This window comes from Aneurinibacillus sp. Ricciae_BoGa-3 (genome assembly GCF_028421645.1).
Classification (GTDB): Bacteria; Bacillota; Bacilli; order Aneurinibacillales; family Aneurinibacillaceae; genus Aneurinibacillus_B.
The window spans coordinates 678,496-699,336 of the sequence record NZ_CP116887.1 but is presented as its reverse complement, the minus strand read 5'-3'; the positions used below and the strand labels follow the sequence as shown (position 1 = coordinate 699,336).

Here is a 20,841-nt window from a genome sequence, read left to right as displayed (position 1 = left end):
ATAACCACTCCCCTAGATTTACGCACTAGTCCATATTTCTTATCCCCATCTTCTTAAGATACATCCTTTTACCACCTGGATACAATATTGAAACAGATGTTTTTCTTGAGTTTTTCGGGACCATATCCCTTTAAAACATCAGTTCTGATCGTAAAACAGGAAAGATCGTAAACGCCAGAATAATGGTGATGATGGCTGCCACAATCATCGCTATACTTGCAAATGTGCCTTCCAACTCCCCCATCTCAAATGCCTTTGAGGTTCCTGCCCCGTGTGCGCTCATTCCAAGCATGAGTCCTTTCGCTGTTGATTTCTCAATACGGAGCAACCGAATCAGCGAAGGGCCGACAACCGCACCTGTGATACCGGTAATAATGACAAAGACCGCCGTAAGGGTGGGAATCCCTCCAATGTTCTTTGAAATGTCCATGGCAACAGGTGTTGTGATGGAACGAGGTACCAAACTAGTGGTGAGTGCTGTACTCAGATCCATCCACAACGCATAGAGGAATGAGGATACGATGGCAGATGCAGAGCCAGCTGTCACGCTGAAGATAATTTCAGACAGGTGTCTTTTCACCAGATTTATGTGTTTGTACATTGGTACCGCAAACGCGACAGTTGCAGGTCCCAACAAATAGGTCAAACATTTAGCGCCATTAATGTATGTATGATAGGGAGTGTGTGAAAGCAGCAATAACACAATGAGAACAATGGGGCTGATTAAAATAGGCGATAGCAGAACGTTTTTCCAGCGTACGTAACATGCCTTGCTAAGCCAATATACGAAGCAGGTGATAGCGATATTAACGATGTTTAGCACGAGACTCATTCAACTCACCTCTCCCACGTTTCGCTATAAATTGAGCAGTAAGACCGGTGAACGCCATAACGGTCAAAGTACTCAAGAAAATGACTGCAATTAACTTAACCCCTTGTGAGCTTATCACCTGCTGGTAATTGACTACGCCAACTGCCGAGGGTATAAAAAAAAGGAGTAACTCTGCAAGAAGCCAGGTAGCCCCTCTTTCTATCCATTCAATTTTAACAACCTTAAATTGAAGCAACAAAAACAGGAGAACCAATCCTACAATGCTCCCCGGCAATGGGATGTGCAGGTATTTCGTTATCAGGTTCCCCAACAGATAAAGGACGGTTAACAAACCAATTTGTGCGAGGGCTACAAAGATATTCACGGGCACTATTCCACCATTCTAAGCAACAGATTACCTTTAGAATTTACGATAAAGGAGCCGCTTATTCTACAGCGGCTCCTTACATTGCTCGTTCAACGACGACGTTATTTACTTGTGGATTGCGTGTGCTCCCGAATTACTACTTCCGTATTATAGGGTCTTTGCATGAAGTTTTCGGGATTCTCAATAATTTCAAATCCAAACTGTGCATACAAACCCTGTGCATCCTTCGTAACCAACATAAAACGAGCACCTTTTAAATAAGGTTGTTCTGTAATTATGTTCATTAACCATTTGCTTAGACCCAGTCCCCGGTAATCGGGAAGAATAAAAACATCTGCCAACCATGCAAATCGAACAAGGTCAGAAACAACACGGGCAAACCCCACTTGTTTTAGGCTGTCTGAAGCTGGGATACGCTCATATACGCCAAAGCATACGGTAGAATTTTCAATCATTTTCTTTACTAACTCGACTGGGATATCTTGACTCCAATAAGATTCCTTACTTAGAAAGTGAAAGATCATATCAACATCTAAGTAACGGTTATCATTTGAAATCGTAAATGCATCGCCTCTTGTCCATTGTTGAGCATTTATAGCTGGCATCTAAATCCCTCTCCTTTTATAACCTTTCCTTTTTTGGGGAATCGTTTGTTATAAATTCTGTATTTTGTTGGCGAATCCTTTATTTGAACTTACTGTGAAACATTGCTGCGCGGCCCGCTACGTTCCATCTTCGCTTTGATCAACATGAGTGCGTAAATCTGTCCCCGGTCGGGCAAAATATGTTCCGGGACGGCGCGAGCGAAACAGCAGCGCTTCCCTAACACAAAACGAGGGAGTGAGATGGATGGCTGAGAATAACAATCGCAATCGCAATGCTGGTGCTCGTGGACGCAATGAAAACAACATGGCTGGTACCGATGCTGGTGAGGCTGTAGGAACCGTTGGCGGTGGCGTTGCAGGTGCTGCTGTGGGTTCTGTTTTTGGGCCGCTTGGCACCGTTGCAGGTGGCGTCGCTGGTGCTGCATTAGGCAACCAAGTTGGCGAGGGTGTCGGATCGAACAACAATGCGAAAAACGCGCGTGGTGCTCGCGGTTCCAACCAGACCGAGCAGAATCAATAGCGCTAGCCCCATCTACTTTCAAGGAAAGGCAGGGTGCAGGAGCGATCCTGCACCCTCGCTTATTGCATAAGGATCGTATAAAGTGGGATACTGCTCTCCCTTAGCTACGCAAACTCCCCTCCAGTCTTGACGGTTCCCGATAAGGACCGACGGGAATTTGGATCAGACTTGTTTTTCCTTGCGAATCCATTTTATATATCTGATCACACGTACTCACATCAAAACCAAGGAGCGGGTGTCCCCCCATTCCAACGGCAGAAGCCGCTAACAGTAGTCGTTGCACGAGCATGCCCGCTTCCATCTGTTGGATTCTATAACCCCTATACCCCAGTGCCCTTATAAGATGATCCTGATCACCTGCTACATGGAAGCAGAGCGGTACCTGAAACAGATTTACATTGTCCGCAGACATTCCGTATTGCAGCTGGAGCCGATGATCGCCGAGACGCAGTTGCCGTAATGTATGAGTTTCACTGTCATAGTGGTACGCACCATCCGAAATGCCTTCGACGCTATACAAACAGCCATACAATGAGACCCGGGACTTAAGGATATCACTTGTTTTATCCAAATCATTGTGATACAGGAAGGAAGCCATCGTCTCCTGTAAGAGAGTAGACAGCTGATTTAGGGTAACCTTGCCTGAAACGAAATCCATGCTTGGTGAATATCGTCTGCGGCAAACCGATGCCAGATCATACGACAACCGCTTCACCTCGGGCAACACAATCGTCTGTCCCTCAAAGTTCATGCTCTTTTGGCCCTCGATTTGCTGAGGCGGCCCTAATGAATGAATCACGGAAGCTTCATTCATCTTGATGAGCATTGGAAACTCTATCACCTTCCGTGAGCGGAGGAAGTGATCAGGACGGATTGCTGCCAACTCTCGAGTCAATTCTGTATCAGAGACAACCCCGTTTTCTTCATTCCCATTGGCAAACCACATGCTCGCAGGTTTCAATGACAGCGGAATAACCGCATACACACTCTCCTCCTGTTCGCATAACCCGAGCAAATGATTCATAGCCTGATCGAGGAATTGAAAATAGACTCCGGATTCGAAATCAAAACGTTTCGCCACTTCCAACAGCTGTCCGATTAACACGCCGGCATCCAGACCTTGCAGACGGTAGGCAAAGTTGCTGTATTTATAGAAATTCTTCCAAAACATGGTTGATACAAAAACGGTACCAAAACAAGCAGACATTTGGCAGCGATTGCCAAGGGCCCGGGCAAGGTAAGAGTCAAAATTGCCTTCTCTAAGCATCACCAGTCGGTGGTGGGCCACATCATAGTGGTAGACCCCGGAAGGCAAATCATCGATCTTCAAATAAATGTACAATTCGTTTGGATACAGTGCCCCACCGGACGGAACAAACCTCCGATAAGACTGCATGAAGCTTACATCTTCCATGGAATCCATGGGAAAGGCTGTTTGGCAGACTTGAGTAAGCCCGAATACGTACCAGAGAAAATGGCCAAGCTCCTGTAATTCGGGCTTTGCGGGAAGTTCCCGTCTCTGGAGAGTGAGCGGTACTTCCTGAGATAATGGAAATCCAGGCAAGCCACGGTACAGCTTATACGGAAGAGGTGCGTCTTCCCAATCTACTTCCCAATCAGGCGGCCTTGCCTTATCCGTGTCAAAATGTAAATCATGCAAAAATGCCTCAAGGCTCATCCTTTTTCCTCCTAGTCAAGACTTATGGAAACGGATGCGGGTGTGGATTTAGCTGTTCAAACGTGAGGGGTTTCTTCGCATACCCAAGTTGCTCGGGTACCCTTAACACCCTTTTCAGCCCGGTTAGACGGGTAAGGTGATAGCCAAATGTCATCGGCAGCATCCCTGGAATCAGCACTTTCACACAATACAATCCATTCCGTTTGATTTCCGGTGAGGTTTGATCCACCACAATTACATCAAGGTTCAATCGTCGGAATACCTGAAGGATGTCCTTTAGATCATCGGTCAAGTCTTCATGTCTCTCCTTCGACTTGAATTCCTCATCAAACGTTCGAAACGGACGGTTTTCATCTAACAAAAATTGCAGGCGTTGCTGTGCTTGAGGCAAGCTGTACAGCATAGAGTGATCCTCCATCTGCTGTACCAGGGACGGATCGTGGTACATTCGCACACACTTCTCCTGATTCGCTTCAAACTTCTCGTCAAACGTCAGCATCATGCCGGCCAACTCATGGATTGCGCTTTTCGCCGCCCGTAGCGGGTCCAAATGAGCACCGGCAGCACAGATTAGATTTACTCCTTTTGGTTTCCTATTCTTAGCCAGCGCCCAAACACTTGGAATGCCGTTCTCCATCGTCGAATTGTACAAATACACATCACACCCTGCCACCGCACGTAAACGTTCAATCATCAGCATCAACTCTTTGTCGTTTGCGGAACAAGGGTCGAGGCGCGGGATGGGCAGCTGTGCATACCAGGTCAAAAGGAATGAATCACGCTCCACCACTTCCATAATGCCGTAGAAAATAGCTTCCTCCAAGCTTCCGCCTAACGCACATCCATTGGATGTCTCATAAACAAAGCCATTTCCACAGCCTAGGCTGTAATAAGCGAGCAACTCGGGAACTAGGATCGGACGCTCCTGCATAAACGAATAACCCCAGACCCAATCGATCGGTTCATCAGGGTTAAAAGGTTTGAACGGAAAACCAGGTTTCGAATACTGTTCTTGCGCGTGCACCCCAACCTCAACGGGGTTAAGCGCCTGGCCTGCCAGATTCCGGAAACTATCATGGATTACGGTTCGTTTTCCACGGGGGGCCAAACCGCAATGCCGCTCCAAGCCTTCCAAAATAGCAGTGAGCTCGCTTATCGCATAAGAATGAGTTCGGCCAGCTGTGCCCTCGTCCCCCATTAACAATGGCAGATTTACACTTCCATCGGCAAACGGTGACACCAGGTCGTACATTTTGCCATTCAAAATGCCCGTACGATGATCCAGGTAATCGTTGGCCAAAACTTTATTCAGGTCATCCAGTGAACGGCAGCGGTAGCTGTCACTGCTGATCTTGGGGCTCGGTTGCAGTGAAATTCGTGCTTGGATCGATGAGTCGTCAGGCAATCTGCCACATACCGGACACAATGCATCGGGTAAAAAGAAGTGGCATGAGCTTGCCAGTGTTTTCATATTGATTAAAAACAACTGGCCTTCCGACTGGGCTCGGCTGCCCCGCAGCACCCTCTGCACCTCTGCTTCCACCAGGTGGGCGACATGGAGAAGTCCCGTTCGAGATGCCCACTCATCACGAGGCACCCCTCCGTCCACTGCCAGCTTCTGCCGCAATTCCAACATCTCTCTACGATCGCGGCCTGCTATAAGCTGGCGCATGTCTGCACACTGCGAACACCCCGGCGTACCCGGGCGAACCAGCGGGCCTATCACAGCCTCGCCAAATGAAACGAATGCTCTCAGCCAGGGGATGCCGATAGAGCGCAACACCTCTTCCGCCTGTTGATGAATAGAGGGGTGCCAGGCGTCGTGCAGCACTAAAACCAAATCCGCCGCAGGTACCCCTTCCTCGAAATCGAGCTGACGAACAACCTGATATAAGGCGGCCAGCTTACCAGACACAAGATCCGCTAACAGCCCATCTCCAATCACCACCACAACGCTCACTGGGATTCCTCCCCTCGCAACAACACCCCAAACGCCCCTGCCAGTTCCTCTTTTATAAACGGTTCCAACGTTAGATTCACGACCATCATCCGCTGCTGCTGCCGTTTCAGGACCTCCAAGGCCGACTGCAAGGCCTGCGATTGTTCTGTCTCTTCATAAGCGGGGACCACAAGGCTTAGCGGTTCATTTTCTTCCAGAACCACCGATGACACGACCAGCGATTGATCTGGAAGGCAAGCTGGGTTTTGTGCCTTTAAAATCGCATGTTGCAAGGATTTCCGCAGTGCGATGGTAAGATTCAAACCTGCACTGCCGTACCAGCGCCCGTTCGTGCCAACCCACACCACAGGAAAGCCGTACACTTCCTCACCTAATGCGATCAATGGTGTTCCCTGCATGGTTGTCAGTGCTTGCAAGTAAAACCGGCATTGTTCATCTTCTATTGCGTCTAACTTCACTTGAAAGACGAAAGGGTTCCGATCCGCGTATCGCTTTCCCAACTCCTCAGCCAAATACCGTTGCAACCCGCGGCTAACGCCTTCCGCAACCGTTTCCCCCACTCCGACCCCGACAAATTCATGCGGTTCTACCCTTCCTCCAGCTGCTTCCTCGTATGAAGGAAGAGTCGAAACGATCCGACGGGCCATTCGCGACACATACGCTTCAAGCCCAGCTAACCCAGCTTCCCGCCGTGCACCCTCATGCGTAAAATCTGTACAGATAATCTCTGGCAATAACCCAGCTGGCCCATCGGACAATGGGTCCACCGCTTGAACGCGGCACTGAGCCAACGGAAGCTGCTGCAGGTCTCCCTCCTCCCAACTATGTAAAATCCCTGATTCCATCGATGTCAATTGGCTGAAGTAGGAAAGCAGACGACTTTGCTCTGGTTTATTCGAGCTCTGCTGGAGCAGAAGATCGGGATCGGAAACCCATTGGGCGGCCGCCAGCCCGGTCACCAGCGGATGGGGCAAAAATGAATGCCAGTTTCCTTCCAATGTCTCCATATTAAGCAGGAAGAATTGATTTTTCTGTTGTGATTCGGCCACTCCCGCAGTCTTTTTAAACAATTCAAACACGATCACATTAGCCAACATCGCTCCCGCGGTGGTAGAGAATTTGTGGAATTGCTGATCTTTATAAAGTGTGGATTGATGCATGCGCCGCCAGGCCGATTCCCAACATCCCTCGGAATCCGGATGCACCAGCGGACCTGCGATACCGACCTGCTGCAGGCATATGGCAGGTAGGAACAATTTCTTCTCTTCCCTACAAATTGCATGCAGAAGCTGCAGTTGCTCTACATGCCCCTCCTGCGACACATACAAAATGGAATCAAACGGCTGCACAGCTTGCCGCCACGAACCCATTCCCTTCTGCTGCAGCGTGGCCTCCTCTATCTCCACCTCAGGGTCCGTTTTACGGGCGTGTGCTTCCAACTCCATTAGCCTCTGGCGGTTCGTCGGCAGAGAGTCGGTTCCCATCACATGAAATTTGGGCAATCCGGATTCGAGTAAAGCTGAAACCAGCGAGGCAAAAAGGGGACCTGAGCCGACCGCCAACACTTTGGCCTGACGATAGGTTTGAAAACGGTATGCACCCGAGTCGCCAAAACTATCTAAAAATTCAATCTGAGAAGCGTACCTTTTGACAATATCGCCTGTCAAGTGATGTGTACGATCTTGGCTGACATCCCTTACAAAGCCGTTTTGATACAGAATTTGTGCGATTTCATACACTCGATCTCTATGGGGGGCCGGTAATCCGTCTGTCAGATCCTTCAACGTGTATTGTCCGTTAAACATCGGTATCAGTTTTTCGATCCACTGATGGATTGCGCTGCCTTCTATACGAAATGAGCCTACGTTATTCCGAAAATATACAGCATTATTGGGATCAGGGAGAAAAAACGTATCTCTTTTTACTTTGAGACGGGTAGAGGGGGCTAAATTTACCATTTCACTCCTCCTTATGATGAGCGATTATAAATCTTCACTATTGCTTGCACTGTAATCTTATGTACGGCTAATTGTCCGTTATGTCTAGAAGAGCCCCTGCGTAACTGCAGAGGCTCTTCAGTATTAACGATCATAGGGTTTTTCAAAAAATTAGAAACAACGGAAGCAACTAAAACAACGGAAACAGTTGAAGCAATTAGAACAACGGAAACAGCTGGAGCAATGAAAGCAGCGGCCGCATTGCCGAGCTTGATCACTGTTTGTTGCACTGACAGGATCAAAAGGCATCATCTGACTTGCCTCGAAATTACCAACATTTAATCCTTGAAGATCATTTTTAAAATCGTCCACCCTTATTACCTCCATTTAATACTTATTCGCACCGGTACTATAGCCAGCGACTGATTGTATAACCCAAACAATATCAGAAAAGAACTGCTCCACCGGTGAATCCACCAACTACTTCGAATGCTTTCCCCAACAAATTATGTAGCACACCGGGCTAATGTTACTGATTAAATTGCCTACCCCGTTTTCGAATCATAAATAACTAAGAGAACTCATTAAATAACAACCTCGCCGAAACGTCTTTTAATACGTTGATGATTGTTTTAGGACTGTTCTCAACTAAATCATAAAAAAAAAATGGGCCTGTAAATAGCACACATCTAGGCTAATTCCCATATTGTAGACTGTGTAATGACAGTAACCTATTCTTTAACTTTCGTATTGAAAAATTAGTAAATAGGAGGATGAACATGTATCATCACGACCACCACGAAAAATATATGCATCATTTAACAAAATGTAAGTATTACTATGAAAAATACTTGTACCACATGGAAAAATGTTTGCATTATGAATTTGGTGATATGTACCCGACACAGCCAATGTATGCACCATCGGCTGTATCACCAGCGTATGCTCCAGAAGCAAATGTGCCGTTCGCACCCTATGCGCCATCAGCCGTATCTCCTGCTTATGCGCCAGAAGCAAATATGCCGTTTACACCCTATGCACCATCAGCCGTATCTCCCGCCTATGCTCCACAGGCAAATATGCCGTTCGCACCCTATGCGCCATCTGCTGTATCTCCCGCCTATGCTCCACAGGCAAATATGCCGTTCGCACCCTATGCGCCATCTGCTGTATCTCCCGCCTATGCACCGAAAGGAAAAGATGAAAGCAGTTCATAATCCAATAAAAATCCGATCTAAGATACTCTTAGATCGGATTTTTCAGAGTATTGAGGAACTATTCAAAATGAATTATTATAAGGTTTTATGAATTTGTATGCGTGTTTTTTTAGTATGGATAATATCTGCCGTGTCTCTCCTTGCACCTCGTTGGTTGCCGGGAGAGGTCGACAAAAGCTTTTTTATATTCGCCATAAAACGACAGACAATTCTTGTAATTATCTGATATACTCCATTTACTACTATCCGGGAGACGATCATAATGGCATGTTATGGAAGTAAAATATGTACGTGTAAACGAAGGATTCAATGGTTTGGGGTCGAAAAAGATTGTAAAAAAATTCATGAAATAAGATGCCCGAAGTGCGGAACTGCTCATAACATCATATCTACGTATGACATTAAAGAATTTGATATGCAAAAGACAGATATCTACCAACATTTTTATTAGCGAAAGATAAAACACGTCCAAATTTGGATTTTCACAAGCGGGTGAACAGGAGCTTGACGACATCACAACTTTATAAAGTGGTCACAATAATTTAATAAAGCTCAGCTATATTAAAAGTACCCTTGAAAGCAACCTTCTTTCTACTTGGCGCAGACAAAAGTTTGTGTCTTTTTTTTGAAGTTAGATGCTTTCTACATAGTTCTATCGAAGAAAAAGACTGGGATTTACATTATTTGTTGAATAAAGCCGAAAATATCGGGTTGATTATTAATATTAAAAATTATACATTAATTGAGTTGGTATTATATATAAAAGGAATGAAAGAATAATGGATTGTTCGGTTAATGCACAAATTATAGAACTGAAGAGGTTAATGACAAACGTAGCTCAGAAATATAATTTCAACTTCCTGCATCCAGAAGTCATTGAAATTAGTCAAAAGCTTGATGTTTTAATTGTTCAGGCATTAAAAGAAAAGCATCCTGTCCAACTTGGGAAGGATGCGACTTATAATTTTATGAACATTACAAACGGACTGTCTGTATTTCTTCTTTTATCAACATAACAGTTTAACCGACTGATATTTGGTGGTAAAACACTTTCAATTACGGGAGAATGGGGTATGAAATAATGACAAATGCGCACATCATTGCATTGCATAAATTAGGGTACTCTCAATTGTTGTAATCTCCCCTGGTAGTCGCAGAACTAAGCTATATACAACGTGTTTCTTCACCAGCAATGGAAACTCCTGATACAATGGAGGGTAAAGCATTTTGCCATGTGCTTCTGCAACCTCCTTCATTTTACATCCCCTCCAATCAAGATAAGAACATATATTCTTTTATTGATAACAATAAGTTTCCAACTATTACTGAGTTTGCGAGAAGAGCAGAAATCGCACCTGTAACACTCTATCATTTGTACTCGGATTTAGCTGTCTTGTGATATTTTTGTGCTTTTTTAAATTTGGCTTCGGAGCAATTTCCGATGGCATTTCTTTAAACTGATAAGTTTCTTCCTCATGTTAATTTTATTTGTCTACAGTCTAGGACCTCGGAGAGGTCTATGTTTATGCCATTTTTGGACTCACCCATGTCTAATTAGCTATCTTCTTTAAATTCATTGCAGCATAAGTAAGCATCGCCTGCATGGACTACTTTCAGTAATGTACTGAAATCCATACAGTAAAAACTCCTTATAAAAGAAATAAACGAAAAATTAAAACTTATTTAATCGAACTAATGTAAATAGTTTTATCTTTTAAATAACACCACAATATAAATGCAAAAACACCATCTACAATTACGTTGAGTAATATAAACAGTTTGAAATTCCATATGTCCATTTTAATATCCACATGGAACCTACCAAAAACGGACCGATATTAAAAGGAAATTCCCCAAATTCCCCGCCCTTAATTTGATACTAATAGAACATTTCTAATCATATTCTTATAAAAGAAAACAATAAGAAGGAGTGTAAAATTAGTTGATAAAAGTTAAGGTTAGTTTACAACCCATTATTAGTAAGATAAATTTACCCACTGTTTTGAAAACAACTATACTTCCGGGTGACTCAATTGAAAGATTATTTATTGCAACCCAGGTAGGAGAGATCTTTTACATAGGAAACGGAGTTATAAGGACTTTTTTAGATATTCGCCCGCGAATCATAAAACTAGGTGTTTTTGGTGGTGGATATGATGAACGGGGATTGCTAGGGCTAGCGTTTCATCCCGAATTTTATTATAACGGTCTGTTTTATCTTCATTATTCAGTGGCTGGAACACAAGGTCCAGGTGCTCTTCCTGAACCTTTTAAGCCTAACCCGTGTGATCCCAGAACCTTAAACCTGAAGTGGATAAATAGAGAAACTCAATATGATCATATTGATACAGTTGAAGAATGGATTTTACAATCGAATGGTCAACCTCAAAAACGACGGACATTACTTAACTTAAGAAGACCATTTTTAAATCATAATGGTGTCAATAGCTTAAACTTTTCACCTGAAACAGGAAAACTTGTTTTAACAACCGGGGATGGTGGATCAGGCTATGATCCATTTAATTTAAGTCAGGATGATATGGAAATCGCTGGTAAAATAATTGAAATTGATGTAGTTAAGAATACATTTGTCTATAATCCGCCCGTAGTCACACGTTTTAATGAACTTCCGGCACCTATTCAGGAAACACTTACGGTAATTGCCAAAGGGGTTCGCAATATACCAGGTATTTCATTTCAAAGGTTTTATAATCAGTATATCAAATATGTGGGAAATGTCGGACAGGATTTGGTAGAGTCGATTTTTTCATTCGTTCATTATAAACCAATCCCGGTTACTCAGCTTATTCAAGCTTCTTTAATGACATCTGAACCTGACCAAGAAGGATTTATTAACTTTGGCTGGCGAGGGTGGGAAGGTGCTTTTCCTGCTTCGATTATAAGTGGCTGCTCTGTAAATCCGACTTTGAATGAGAAAACAATTGCATATTACAATGAAGCAGTAAAAACTTCAGTGAAGCGTCTTCAGCCTCTAACTAGTTATTTTCATAAAGATCCCCGACCCGATAAGTTTGGAGGAACTGCACTTACAGGAGTCCAGCCATATATGGGGAATGGAATACCCGATTTAACGGGAAGCGTTGTGTTTACCGATCTTGCCCAGGATGAAGAATCTCAACCTCCGGTTAGAGGGGTTTTAGCTTATACCAGAGTAAGAACAGATTGTAAACTAAATGATTTTAGTGTTATTGAAACCGATTATAATTTTGGGTCTCAATCAGCTTATTATGTTAGTTTGGGAACGAATCTGGATCAAACCAGACTATATTTAGGGGTTCATGGCTCTATGAAAGTGACTGATTTTAACCAAGGTACTGTTTTTGAAATTGTTCCATGATTCATAACTATAAAATTCGACTTAATACCAGATCTGCTTCGTTAGTCGAATAAGAAAAAAGATCGCCCCAACGATCAGCCTTGTGTTCAAGCCCCCTATAGTTTAAGTACATTATTTCACAAACTTACTTTAGGAACCGTTAAGTTCACAACTCGTTATGCCAACAACGAGTAAACGATTTTGCAGCGATTTGTAGAACTGACCCTCTATTCGGTTGGAAAGTACATCTTTTACGTTTTAGCAGAGTTTTTTTGTACAATTATTCAATATATAGACTGAACTAAGGGGGATCCAAATAATGAAAAAAAGTAAAATCTTTCTTGGAACAGTGATTCTTGCCGTTGGGTTGGTACAAGTTGGATGCAGTACCGGTTTCCAGGCTTCCCAGAATCAAAATCAACCAAGCCAAAGTTCAAATAACAACATGAACATGGACCATTCGAAGATGAACATGCCCAATGCGGACAAGAGTGGTAATCAAGCAAAGTCAAATGATACCTTACAAAAAGTTTTTACCGCTGAGTTAAACGGATTTACGAAAATTGAACAAGACGCTAAAGCTGGAAACGTTAATAAAGACCAAGCCTTAGCAGATCAACTGCATGAAGTGTTTCATGCTGCCATACTTGCTCCATTAAAGGACAAAAAGGGCAATACCTATGCTGAGAATATTTACGCCAAATATGATGAACTGCAAGATGCTGTGAAAAATCAAGATAAAGAGAAAATCTTAAGTCTTGTAAAAATCAACCGTGATAACTTATATGCAACTGCGAAAACTTTAGGCGTCTCAATAAAATAGTTATTTATCGTATGCAGAAGTGGAGATCACGTATATGAACATGGGAAACGTGGGACCCAATTGGATTTATTTTATTGGCTTTACAGTTGCTATGCTTGCCTTTATAGGTTCCTTTCGTCTTTAAAAAATGGTTAAAAGATGAATGATTGTTGTGATACCTTTTCAGCTTAATAATTATCATAAACAACGAAAACGTCCTCCATTTGAGGGCGTTTTCTCTTCCACCCCAGCTACCGTATTTATACGAACTTGATAAAAATGGTATGTATTTGTCAACTCAAAATTCCCCCACTTAATCATTTAAAATTCCCCCGCCTAAGTTTTCCGTTTAGGCGCAGGAATGTCTATTTTTCCATTAGAAAGGGAAGTATTCCAACTTGGTTAGTAATTCATTCATCAACTTTCGGTTTCCGCTACACCAGTTGCTGCTTTTCCAGCCATTCCTTGGTTTGTTTCATTCGATAGGAATTCCCGTTCATATTGACAAGATAAGCCTGGTGGGTAAGCCGGTCAATCATGGCTGCCGTCATCACGGGATCCTGGAATATTTCCTCCCATCTCTCAAATGATAGGTTTGTTGTGATGATGGTGGATTTCTGCCCCGCACGGAGAGAGAGGTGCGTGAACAATAATTCCGCCCCTTCCTTGTCGAAGGAGATATATCCCATCTCGTCAGCGATGACCAAGTCGTATTTCTCAAAGCGTTTCTGGAAAGCCCGAAGGGTCCTCTCGGACCGGCACTCCTTGATTTGGTTGATCAATAGTGGGACGGTCGTGAACCAAACCTTATAACCCTCTACACACGCCTTCATCCCTAAGCCTATTGCCATATGTGTCTTTCCGGTTCCGGGGTTTCCGGCTAGGATGAGGTTCCTGCCTTCCTTGATGAATTCAAGGGTCTTCAAACGCTTGTATTTCTTTTGGGCATCTTCCGGCAAATCATACACCGATAGATCCTCCAAATGCTTCTTATAAGGGAACTCAGCCCTCCGGATCCTGTTGTATTGCGCGGAATCCTGTCGGGAGTCCCACTCTTTTTGCAATAAGGCTGCCAGGAATTCCTCATAGCTCGCATCCTTTTGATTCGCCTCTTTGATCAGTTCCTGGAAGCACTGGCGGACGATGGGGAGCCTAAGATCCTTGCTGTAATTGAAGATTTCTTCCGCCCATTCCTTCTGTTTGCTCATGCGATGGCCTCCTTGTTCCCTACTTCTTCCGTCTTGAACAGGGCATCGTACATTTTCAAATGTGCTTTCGATTGTTCACTGATGTCCTTTGTTTCCTTTGAAAGGGCAGAGTCAAGAGGCTTTATCTCTCTGTTTTTGGCACAAAGAATCTTTATCTTATCCGTCGTCACATGGCTTGCATTGATCTTTTTGAGTTTCGTGATGCTCTGTTCAATCTCGGCTATGCTTGATTCTTCCTTCAAAAACTGCATCAACTCTATAAATTCCTTCTCCCGACTGCTATAATAAGTCGTATAAATTGATTTTATCTTTTTGTCTGCCTGTTGTAATGCTGTGCTACCAGCTAATGCACCAGGCTTTTTCTTTAGTGTTTCAAGATAATGCTCCAAGTGCACACTCCATTCATGGCATCCTGTCAGGCGAAGATGCTCAGCTATTCTTTTTTCTTCGTGGAAAAAAATAATCCGGTTTGAGTAGGCTTTCACCTTTACAATTTCGCCAACCAAATGATCGGGGACCGAATAATGGCTTTGATCAATTACTACCGTCGAATACTTGTCGACACGCACGTTTTGGATTCGTGCGGCATCGAATGGAGGGGGAAGGGGGAGGAATTCATCTTGCTCGATTTCCAGACACTCTTCGGCAGTATGGTTTTGTTGGGATGGCTGGGATTTTCGGTTTCGCCGCTCACAGACTTTCATTAAGTATTCATTTGCTTCTTCCAAAGATGCAAAGCTATCCTGAAAAGCAAACGCCTTTCTTCGAACGACCTCAACGCTCCGCTCAACGTGTCCTTTTTCATTTCCTTTCCTTACATTACAAAAGCGATGTCTGAATCCATAATACAGGGATAGCTTCATTAGCCCATCGGTAGGTTCCTTTTCAGTTCCGACAAACCGTTTGACGGCGACTCTCATATTGTCGTAGACCATGGTTTGGTAAACACCGCCGGTGTTCTGGAAGAAGAGGGCATGTGCTTCCTGGAAACACTCCATCTTCTGGGTCATGAACAGGTAGGCCATGCGATAATTTCCAAAAGCCGAAGTGAAAACAGCCATCTGCAGCTTACGCCATTTTCCCGCTATTTTGACCTTCACTTCGCCCCAGTCGAATTCACATATATCACCGGGTAGATAAGTGCCTTTTATAAATGCTTCCTTTGTTTTTTTCTCCAGCTGCCTGATGGTCCGAAGGACGGTACTGTAAATGACTCCGATATCTTCTGCCTCTAGCGCTTCAAAAATATCAATAGGTTTTTTTAGTTGTTTTCGCAGCCCTTTCTTCCGCTTTTGTTCATTTTCTTCAAGGTATCGTATTATCTTTTGTTCTATTTCCTTCGTCATCACTCGCTTTTGACGAATGCCCACCTTATACTTTGGGGCCTCCACAAGTTCCTGGATCAATTCTCCTGTATGTACAGAATCACCACATTGTTCCACTTCAATCTTTTTATTCTCATATTCTTTTATATATTTGCTTACCGTCTTGCGGTCAATCCCTGTCTCTCTTGCAATCTCCCTTTGCGACTTTGCCTCCCTTAAGTACATCAGTAAGACTTCCTGTTTCTTTCTCAACGTAATCAACACTCCAGGCTCCCCACATTATGAAATAATATCTGTAGGGTTTAATTATATAATGGGGGAATTTTCGGTGACTACGGTGGCCCACTTTTAGATTACTAGATACAATGGTAACCATCAAAAAACCGGCTGACCTTTCGGCAGCCGGTTTTCTTTGTTGAACTAAACCAGCTAATAGGATGTCAACATTTTTCTATTAAAACTGAAATATTAACTGGTATACTAAAAATACACATGCTGAATAACCCTCCAACAATGAATGGAAGGTTTATCTTCAATTAACATTATTAAGTTATTTAGCAGAGATCGATGAATGATTCCTTACGTTTCAAAAGGGCATAAATCCAGTGAAGCAGCTTGTTGGCACAAGCAATAATGGTAACTTTAAATGGTTTTCCTTCTTGTCGTTTGCTGTCATAGAACTCTTTGAGTTTTTTATTACGTGAGCCTTTGATTCCACACAGAACCGCCATATACAAGTTGTGTCGTAGTCTACTTGACCCTCTTTTTGTGATGCGGTTGATTGTCGCAGTAAACTTTCCGGACGAGTGAACGCGTGGATCAATACCAGAGAAGGCAACCAATTTTTTAGGGTGGTTAAACCGATCTATCTCACCAATTTCAGAAAAAATCGTGGCCGCGATTTTTTCTCCAATGCCTGGGATAGATAGGATAATCTCATATTCTTCAATTTCTTTGGCAAGGGCATCTATCTGTTTATCTAGCTTCGATAGATGCTCTTTGTATTGAAGAAGCATGTTGGCATACATATCTAAACAGATTAAATGACTTTCATATCGTGCTTGCCAAATGGGTTACAAGTAGCCGCGGATATTAGATGTTGCGTTTTTTCTTTTGCCCAGTCCTCGGATCTTCCCTTACATAAAACAGAGATCCGTTCTTTTAATTTCGTTTTGTTCGTGCTTAAAACAGTATTTGCAGTAGGGAATTCCAACAGGATATACAAAGAAACCTTGGAATACAGATCTCCGAATACGCCTCTATATTCAGGAAAAACTTGATCTAAGATGGCTTGAAACTGCAATTTCGCCTGAATAAATAGGCCTGTTAACGATTCGTGTTGCCTAGTCAGAATACGGAGATTTAAAAACTTTTCACCCCGTTTCTTATAGGGTTCAAACTCCTCTTTGTAGTAGAGCTCACATAAATGATATGCATCCGCTGCATCGGTTTTGACTTTCCGTAAACTCGATGATTTCTTTACTTGATAAGCAAGGATAGGATTTACAAGAATATACACGTAATTATGGTCCTCTAAGAACTCAATAATTGGAATATGATAGTGACCTGTAGACTCCAAAACAACCGAAGGTTGTTGGGCAGGATAGCTCAATAACTATCTTAATTTTTAATCAAAGGAGTGCTAAATCCGATTGCTTTGTTCTCCTTTACTATTGTTTCGATTTGTTTTACTTGTGCTTTTTCGCATTCTACAATTAGAATAATCAAAGGAAGTATTTTTCTTTCAGGTCTATTTCCGTTTTTAGTAAATTTAATGATAAGCATGTCCCAAAAAAAACCCAATAAAAAACCAAATAAGGCGGTAATTATCCCCCAAACAATAGGTCCCCATTGCAATTTAAATCCCACACTTGTTCCCACAACACCAAAGGCAGTTGCTAATGCCATTGCCTTGTCAAAGAAAGAAAAACCATCAGAATCATGGATGGAATCGAAGACCTTTACACTTTCATCCGATTCATCAATGGGAACAACAAAAATTTTTTCCTTATCCACACCATCTTGTTCTAATTTAGAGATGACTAACTCAATGGAGGGTGAATGTTCAAATAAAGAAAAGACTTGCATATATCATGACCACCGATTCATTTTGACTTTGAATTGAGGATGTTGGTAAACCCTTTTAAGATAAATTCGTTGTTCTCTTATATAAAGTTTATTATTTTCAACGGTATTCACGTAAGAATCATACGCCGCAAAGCCGTAAATCGAAGGCAAAAATAAAAGCCACTCCTTATCGAAGACCTGTGTCGCTTTTTGAAGCTCACCCATAAAAATGTAGTTCATACCTTCTACAAAATGTGAAAAATAACTGATAATAATCATCCAAATAAGGACAAAAAAAGCAGCTATAATTCGGTGGATATACAGTTGTCCCATCCCAGGCATAATAAATGACCACAAAAGTGCCATAATTGGTTTTCGCTTGTCTAAGTAATTGATTTCTAAAGCTCCAACAATAAATGAGTTGAAACGGTGGTTCTCTCTCTGTGCTAAAAGTGTAATTTTATTCATATCCACAGTGGTTCGATAACTATCCCAGATGCCAAAGAAATATGTGGGAAGATATAACATGAGCCATCGAGTATCTAAAACTTCTTTTGCTTTATCAAATTCACCTATGAAAGAATAAGCAATGGATAAATTGATGTGAGCATTCAAATTGATCACCATTTCCCAAAGAAATAGTGCCATACCTCTTAAATATTTCGACAATAAAAGATGTCCGAAACCTGGGTATGCCATTGACCACCACGCAATAATGTAAGGGTTTCGTAAATGCACTTGTGTTGTACCCAATTGACTTATGTGTGCAATATATCTTCTGGCAGTATTATCATTAGAGTAATTTTTCATTAAGACCTCGGTTTTTAAATGTTACTATCTGTAATATTTCCATTGTCTATTCCTAAAATGGCAAAATGATTAAAATAAAATTGCTTATCAGTTGCTGATAAGATGAATTGAAGTATTTGCCAACTAATTTAACTAATGGGATACCGATTGCTTAATAAGGATGCTTCGGCAGCTTTTTTTGCTTTCGGTAAAGGAAACTGAACTACCTAGTCTTTTATGAATCCTGTCTATTTGTTGTTAAATCTTTAAAGTAATTCACCAAGAAAGTGGAAAATATTAGATGTAAAGTCGCAACGCCTAAATACACAGGGAAGGAGTAAAGCGTTGTCCAACCCTTATATGTGAAAACATGAAAATAAACTGCTAGCCGTTCGAATAAAACTCCAGCAACAGCCATAAGAAATATGTACAAAGTAATTTGTAACCCTTTTGGTTTAAATTTATCAAATAAATAGACCGCAAGATAAGCGTATGGCGTGTACATTAAATAACCAACATCAGCAAAAAATTCATACTTTGGCTGATCGTTAATATCATATAAATCCAAGGGAGGTACTGCAATCGCATGATCGATGATTTTGGCAATGCTCATTCCGAATAATATTATCAATATTGTAATGGCTTTCGGGAATCTTTTAGGAAGGAAAATTACCCATAAAAAGCCCAAAAGGTTTATGAGTATAAACCATTCGTTTCTTGTCGAAGTGTAGAGGGAAAGGTAATATCTTATCAATATACTTAAGAAGGGGCACGATCAACATTCAACTCCTTTCTCAGAATTTTTCTAAACCAAATCCAGTTTATATAAACAAAAAGCAAAATAACGGTCCATTCCATAACAGACCACCATACTTTCCAATGAACATGGTGATATATATTAAATAAATCACCAAGATATTCTATGCCAACAAATAAGCATAAGCTTACTGATAATAATAGTAATTTTTGTAGTAATGTCACCGACAAAGAAATATTGGACTTGAGTCAATATTTTGGACACAAAAAAGTTAAGTTTTATGCTGATCGTTTGATTTGATCTTCAATGGCTTGTGGGGTTTTGTACCCCAAGCTGCTGTGTATTCTTTTTCGGTTATACCAGCTTTCAATGAATTGAAACATGGCAAGTTTAGCAGAAGAATAGTCTATGTATTGGATATGATTTACTTCTTCCTTCTTCAAAATAGCATGGAAAGATTCGATACAGGCATTATCATAAGGGCATCCCTTTTGACTAAAGGATTGCACGATCCCAAGGGAATGAACGAAGTTCATGAACTGATCACTTGTATATTGGGAGCATAAATCAGAGTGAAGAACTAAGCCCTTAGCGGGCTTCTGGGCATCATAAGCGTTTGTAAATGCTTGTAAGACCAATTGAGTCGTCATAGAACGGGAAAAAGAATATCCTACAATTTTCTTTGAATGTAAGTCTAAAACGGATGCTAAATAACACCACCCATCCCTGAGAGTATGGATGTACGTTATATCGGCTACCCATTTCTCATTGATTGTTGTAGTAGAAAAATCTCTTTTAAGAAGATTATCTAACTGTACTACCTTTTGTTTTGAAGGATAAGGCCGGTATTTCTTTTTGGTAATGGAGCGAATGTTAGCCTGTTTCATTAATCGTTGAACACGCTTGAGGCTCAGTTTAAAACCATTCTGCATTAATACATGATGAATTTTGGGAGCACCATACCGTTCCTTACTGTCCAAGTGGATTTGTCGGATTTTCTTTGTTAGCTGTTTATTTTCCCTCTCACGAGAGGATTCTGTTTTGTGTAGCGATTGATAATAAGTGCTTCTGGGAATCTGCAGCACTACACACATCGCTTGGATCGGATACTGTTCTTTGTATTCATCAATAAAATTGGTAAGCTCTGAATCCTCTACTTTTTCGCGAATATGGCCATAGCCTTTTTTTAAAATTTCAAGTTCCTGTTTTAACCGAAGGTTTTCCTTTTGGATGGCCGCCACCTCCTTTGGAGTGAGGGATTCTTCCCCTGTTCCGATTGGAGTCAATTCTTTGACCCATTTATAAATCGTCACTTCAGATACGCCATATTCGCTGCTTAATTCCTTTGCCGAGTTACCAGCATGATAGAGATCTACGATGGTCTTCTTAAAATCATCATTATACTTTTTGGCTGGATTCTTTTGTTTCATGTCGGACACA

Annotated in this window: 18 protein-coding genes and 1 pseudogene; 5 read left to right on the top strand and 14 right to left on the bottom strand. The window is 42.1% G+C overall.

Annotated features, from left to right (window positions below; genetic code table 11):
* Positions 1–130: 130 nt before the first annotated feature.
* The 3 genes from PP175_RS03705 to PP175_RS03695 all read right to left on the bottom strand — a co-directional run bounded on the left by PP175_RS03705 (position 131) and on the right by PP175_RS03695 (position 1,804).
* Entirely contained in the window at positions 131–832 is a 702-nt protein-coding gene (locus tag PP175_RS03705; RefSeq protein WP_272441496.1) for an LrgB family protein, read from the bottom strand.
* Positions 807–1,196, bottom strand: coding sequence for a CidA/LrgA family protein (locus PP175_RS03700; RefSeq protein WP_272441495.1), 390 nt, complete (start codon positions 1,194–1,196; stop codon positions 807–809). The genes PP175_RS03705 and PP175_RS03700 overlap by 26 nt, the downstream gene beginning before the upstream one ends.
* Positions 1,197–1,300: 104 nt before the next feature.
* A complete protein-coding gene (locus tag PP175_RS03695; protein ID WP_272441494.1) occupies positions 1,301–1,804 on the bottom strand; it encodes a GNAT family N-acetyltransferase in 504 nt (167 codons plus the stop codon).
* 244 nt (positions 1,805–2,048) lie between these two features.
* On the opposite strand from PP175_RS03695, the gene PP175_RS03690 reads away from it, so the two are divergent.
* Positions 2,049–2,324 carry a hypothetical protein gene (locus tag PP175_RS03690; protein WP_272441493.1) on the top strand — a complete coding sequence of 92 codons (276 nt, stop codon included), beginning with the start codon at positions 2,049–2,051 and terminating at the stop codon, positions 2,322–2,324.
* A gap of 100 nt (positions 2,325–2,424) precedes the next feature.
* On the opposite strand, the gene PP175_RS03685 is transcribed toward PP175_RS03690, so the two are convergent.
* The 4 genes from PP175_RS03685 to PP175_RS29820 all read right to left on the bottom strand — a co-directional run bounded on the left by PP175_RS03685 (position 2,425) and on the right by PP175_RS29820 (position 8,286).
* Positions 2,425–4,002: a SagB family peptide dehydrogenase gene (locus PP175_RS03685; protein WP_272441492.1), complete on the bottom strand. Its 1,578-nt coding sequence runs from the start codon at positions 4,000–4,002 to the stop codon at positions 2,425–2,427.
* Between the two features lie 22 nt (positions 4,003–4,024).
* Positions 4,025–5,962 carry a TOMM precursor leader peptide-binding protein gene (locus PP175_RS03680; protein ID WP_272441491.1) on the bottom strand — a complete coding sequence of 646 codons (1,938 nt, stop codon included), beginning with the start codon at positions 5,960–5,962 and terminating at the stop codon, positions 4,025–4,027.
* Positions 5,959–7,920: a putative thiazole-containing bacteriocin maturation protein gene (locus PP175_RS03675; RefSeq protein ID WP_272441490.1), complete on the bottom strand. Its 1,962-nt coding sequence runs from the start codon at positions 7,918–7,920 to the stop codon at positions 5,959–5,961. Before PP175_RS03675 ends, PP175_RS03680 begins: the two co-directional genes overlap by 4 nt.
* A 150-nt stretch (positions 7,921–8,070) precedes the next feature.
* On the bottom strand, positions 8,071–8,286 hold the full coding sequence (locus tag PP175_RS29820; protein ID WP_442870417.1) for a heterocycloanthracin/sonorensin family bacteriocin: 216 nt from the start codon (positions 8,284–8,286) through the stop codon (positions 8,071–8,073).
* Positions 8,287–8,678: 392 nt separating this feature from the next.
* Between PP175_RS29820 and PP175_RS03670 the strand changes: the two genes are divergently transcribed.
* From PP175_RS03670 to PP175_RS03655, 4 genes are all read left to right on the top strand, one after another.
* Positions 8,679–9,116: a hypothetical protein gene (locus PP175_RS03670; protein ID WP_272441489.1), complete on the top strand. Its 438-nt coding sequence runs from the start codon at positions 8,679–8,681 to the stop codon at positions 9,114–9,116.
* A 779-nt stretch (positions 9,117–9,895) separates the two neighbouring features.
* Positions 9,896–10,132, top strand: coding sequence for an aspartyl-phosphate phosphatase Spo0E family protein (locus PP175_RS03665; protein WP_272441488.1), 237 nt, complete (start codon positions 9,896–9,898; stop codon positions 10,130–10,132).
* Between the two features lie 926 nt (positions 10,133–11,058).
* Positions 11,059–12,474 (top strand): PQQ-dependent sugar dehydrogenase, encoded by a 1,416-nt coding sequence (locus PP175_RS03660; protein ID WP_272441487.1) that lies wholly within the window; start codon positions 11,059–11,061, stop codon positions 12,472–12,474.
* Between the two features lie 298 nt (positions 12,475–12,772).
* The gene (locus PP175_RS03655; RefSeq protein ID WP_272441486.1) at positions 12,773–13,276 is read left to right on the top strand and encodes a hypothetical protein; all 504 of its coding nucleotides are present in this window, start codon (positions 12,773–12,775) and stop codon (positions 13,274–13,276) included.
* A 413-nt stretch (positions 13,277–13,689) separates the two neighbouring features.
* Here PP175_RS03655 and istB read toward each other — a convergent pair whose 3' ends face one another.
* The 7 genes and pseudogenes from istB to PP175_RS03620 form a co-directional block, all read right to left on the bottom strand.
* Positions 13,690–14,463: an IS21-like element helper ATPase IstB gene (gene istB / locus PP175_RS03650; protein ID WP_272439675.1), complete on the bottom strand. Its 774-nt coding sequence runs from the start codon at positions 14,461–14,463 to the stop codon at positions 13,690–13,692.
* On the bottom strand, positions 14,460–16,049 hold the full coding sequence (gene istA, locus PP175_RS03645; RefSeq protein WP_272439674.1) for an IS21 family transposase: 1,590 nt from the start codon (positions 16,047–16,049) through the stop codon (positions 14,460–14,462). The genes istB and istA overlap by 4 nt, the downstream gene beginning before the upstream one ends.
* 293 nt (positions 16,050–16,342) lie before the next feature.
* Positions 16,343–17,382 (bottom strand): annotated as a pseudogene (locus PP175_RS03640) (IS110 family transposase); the annotation flags it as partial.
* A gap of 26 nt (positions 17,383–17,408) precedes the next feature.
* Positions 17,409–17,876 carry a hypothetical protein gene (locus PP175_RS03635; protein WP_272441485.1) on the bottom strand — a complete coding sequence of 156 codons (468 nt, stop codon included), beginning with the start codon at positions 17,874–17,876 and terminating at the stop codon, positions 17,409–17,411.
* Between the two features lie 3 nt (positions 17,877–17,879).
* On the bottom strand, positions 17,880–18,665 hold the full coding sequence (locus tag PP175_RS03630; protein WP_272441484.1) for a hypothetical protein: 786 nt from the start codon (positions 18,663–18,665) through the stop codon (positions 17,880–17,882).
* Between the two features lie 214 nt (positions 18,666–18,879).
* A complete protein-coding gene (locus tag PP175_RS03625) occupies positions 18,880–19,257 on the bottom strand; it encodes a hypothetical protein (protein WP_272441483.1) in 378 nt (125 codons plus the stop codon).
* A gap of 422 nt (positions 19,258–19,679) precedes the next feature.
* On the bottom strand, positions 19,680–20,831 hold the full coding sequence (locus PP175_RS03620) for an IS3 family transposase (RefSeq protein ID WP_272441482.1): 1,152 nt from the start codon (positions 20,829–20,831) through the stop codon (positions 19,680–19,682).
* Between the last annotated feature and the right edge of the window lie 10 nt (positions 20,832–20,841).

Bases quoted from the DNA above. Each gene is read 5' to 3' on its own strand.
- PP175_RS03705 (WP_272441496.1), bottom strand. From the start codon at position 832: ATGAGTCTCGTGCTAAACATCGTTAATATCGCTATCACCTGCTTCGTA.
- PP175_RS03635 (WP_272441485.1), bottom strand. From the start codon at position 17,876: ATGCAAGTCTTTTCTTTATTTGAACATTCACCCTCCATTGAGTTAGTC.
- PP175_RS03665 (WP_272441488.1), top strand. From the start codon at position 9,896: ATGGATTGTTCGGTTAATGCACAAATTATAGAACTGAAGAGGTTAATG.
- PP175_RS03685 (WP_272441492.1), bottom strand. From the start codon at position 4,002: ATGAGCCTTGAGGCATTTTTGCATGATTTACATTTTGACACGGATAAG.
- PP175_RS03655 (WP_272441486.1), top strand. From the start codon at position 12,773: ATGAAAAAAAGTAAAATCTTTCTTGGAACAGTGATTCTTGCCGTTGGG.
- PP175_RS03670 (WP_272441489.1), top strand. From the start codon at position 8,679: ATGTATCATCACGACCACCACGAAAAATATATGCATCATTTAACAAAA.
- PP175_RS03620 (WP_272441482.1), bottom strand. From the start codon at position 20,831: ATGAAACAAAAGAATCCAGCCAAAAAGTATAATGATGATTTTAAGAAG.
- PP175_RS03690 (WP_272441493.1), top strand. From the start codon at position 2,049: ATGGCTGAGAATAACAATCGCAATCGCAATGCTGGTGCTCGTGGACGC.
- PP175_RS03630 (WP_272441484.1), bottom strand. From the start codon at position 18,665: ATGAAAAATTACTCTAATGATAATACTGCCAGAAGATATATTGCACAC.
- PP175_RS29820 (WP_442870417.1), bottom strand. From the start codon at position 8,286: ATGGAGGTAATAAGGGTGGACGATTTTAAAAATGATCTTCAAGGATTA.
- PP175_RS03695 (WP_272441494.1), bottom strand. From the start codon at position 1,804: ATGCCAGCTATAAATGCTCAACAATGGACAAGAGGCGATGCATTTACG.
- istB (WP_272439675.1), bottom strand. From the start codon at position 14,463: ATGAGCAAACAGAAGGAATGGGCGGAAGAAATCTTCAATTACAGCAAG.
- PP175_RS03625 (WP_272441483.1), bottom strand. From the start codon at position 19,257: ATGAGCATTGCCAAAATCATCGATCATGCGATTGCAGTACCTCCCTTG.
- PP175_RS03675 (WP_272441490.1), bottom strand. From the start codon at position 7,920: ATGGTAAATTTAGCCCCCTCTACCCGTCTCAAAGTAAAAAGAGATACG.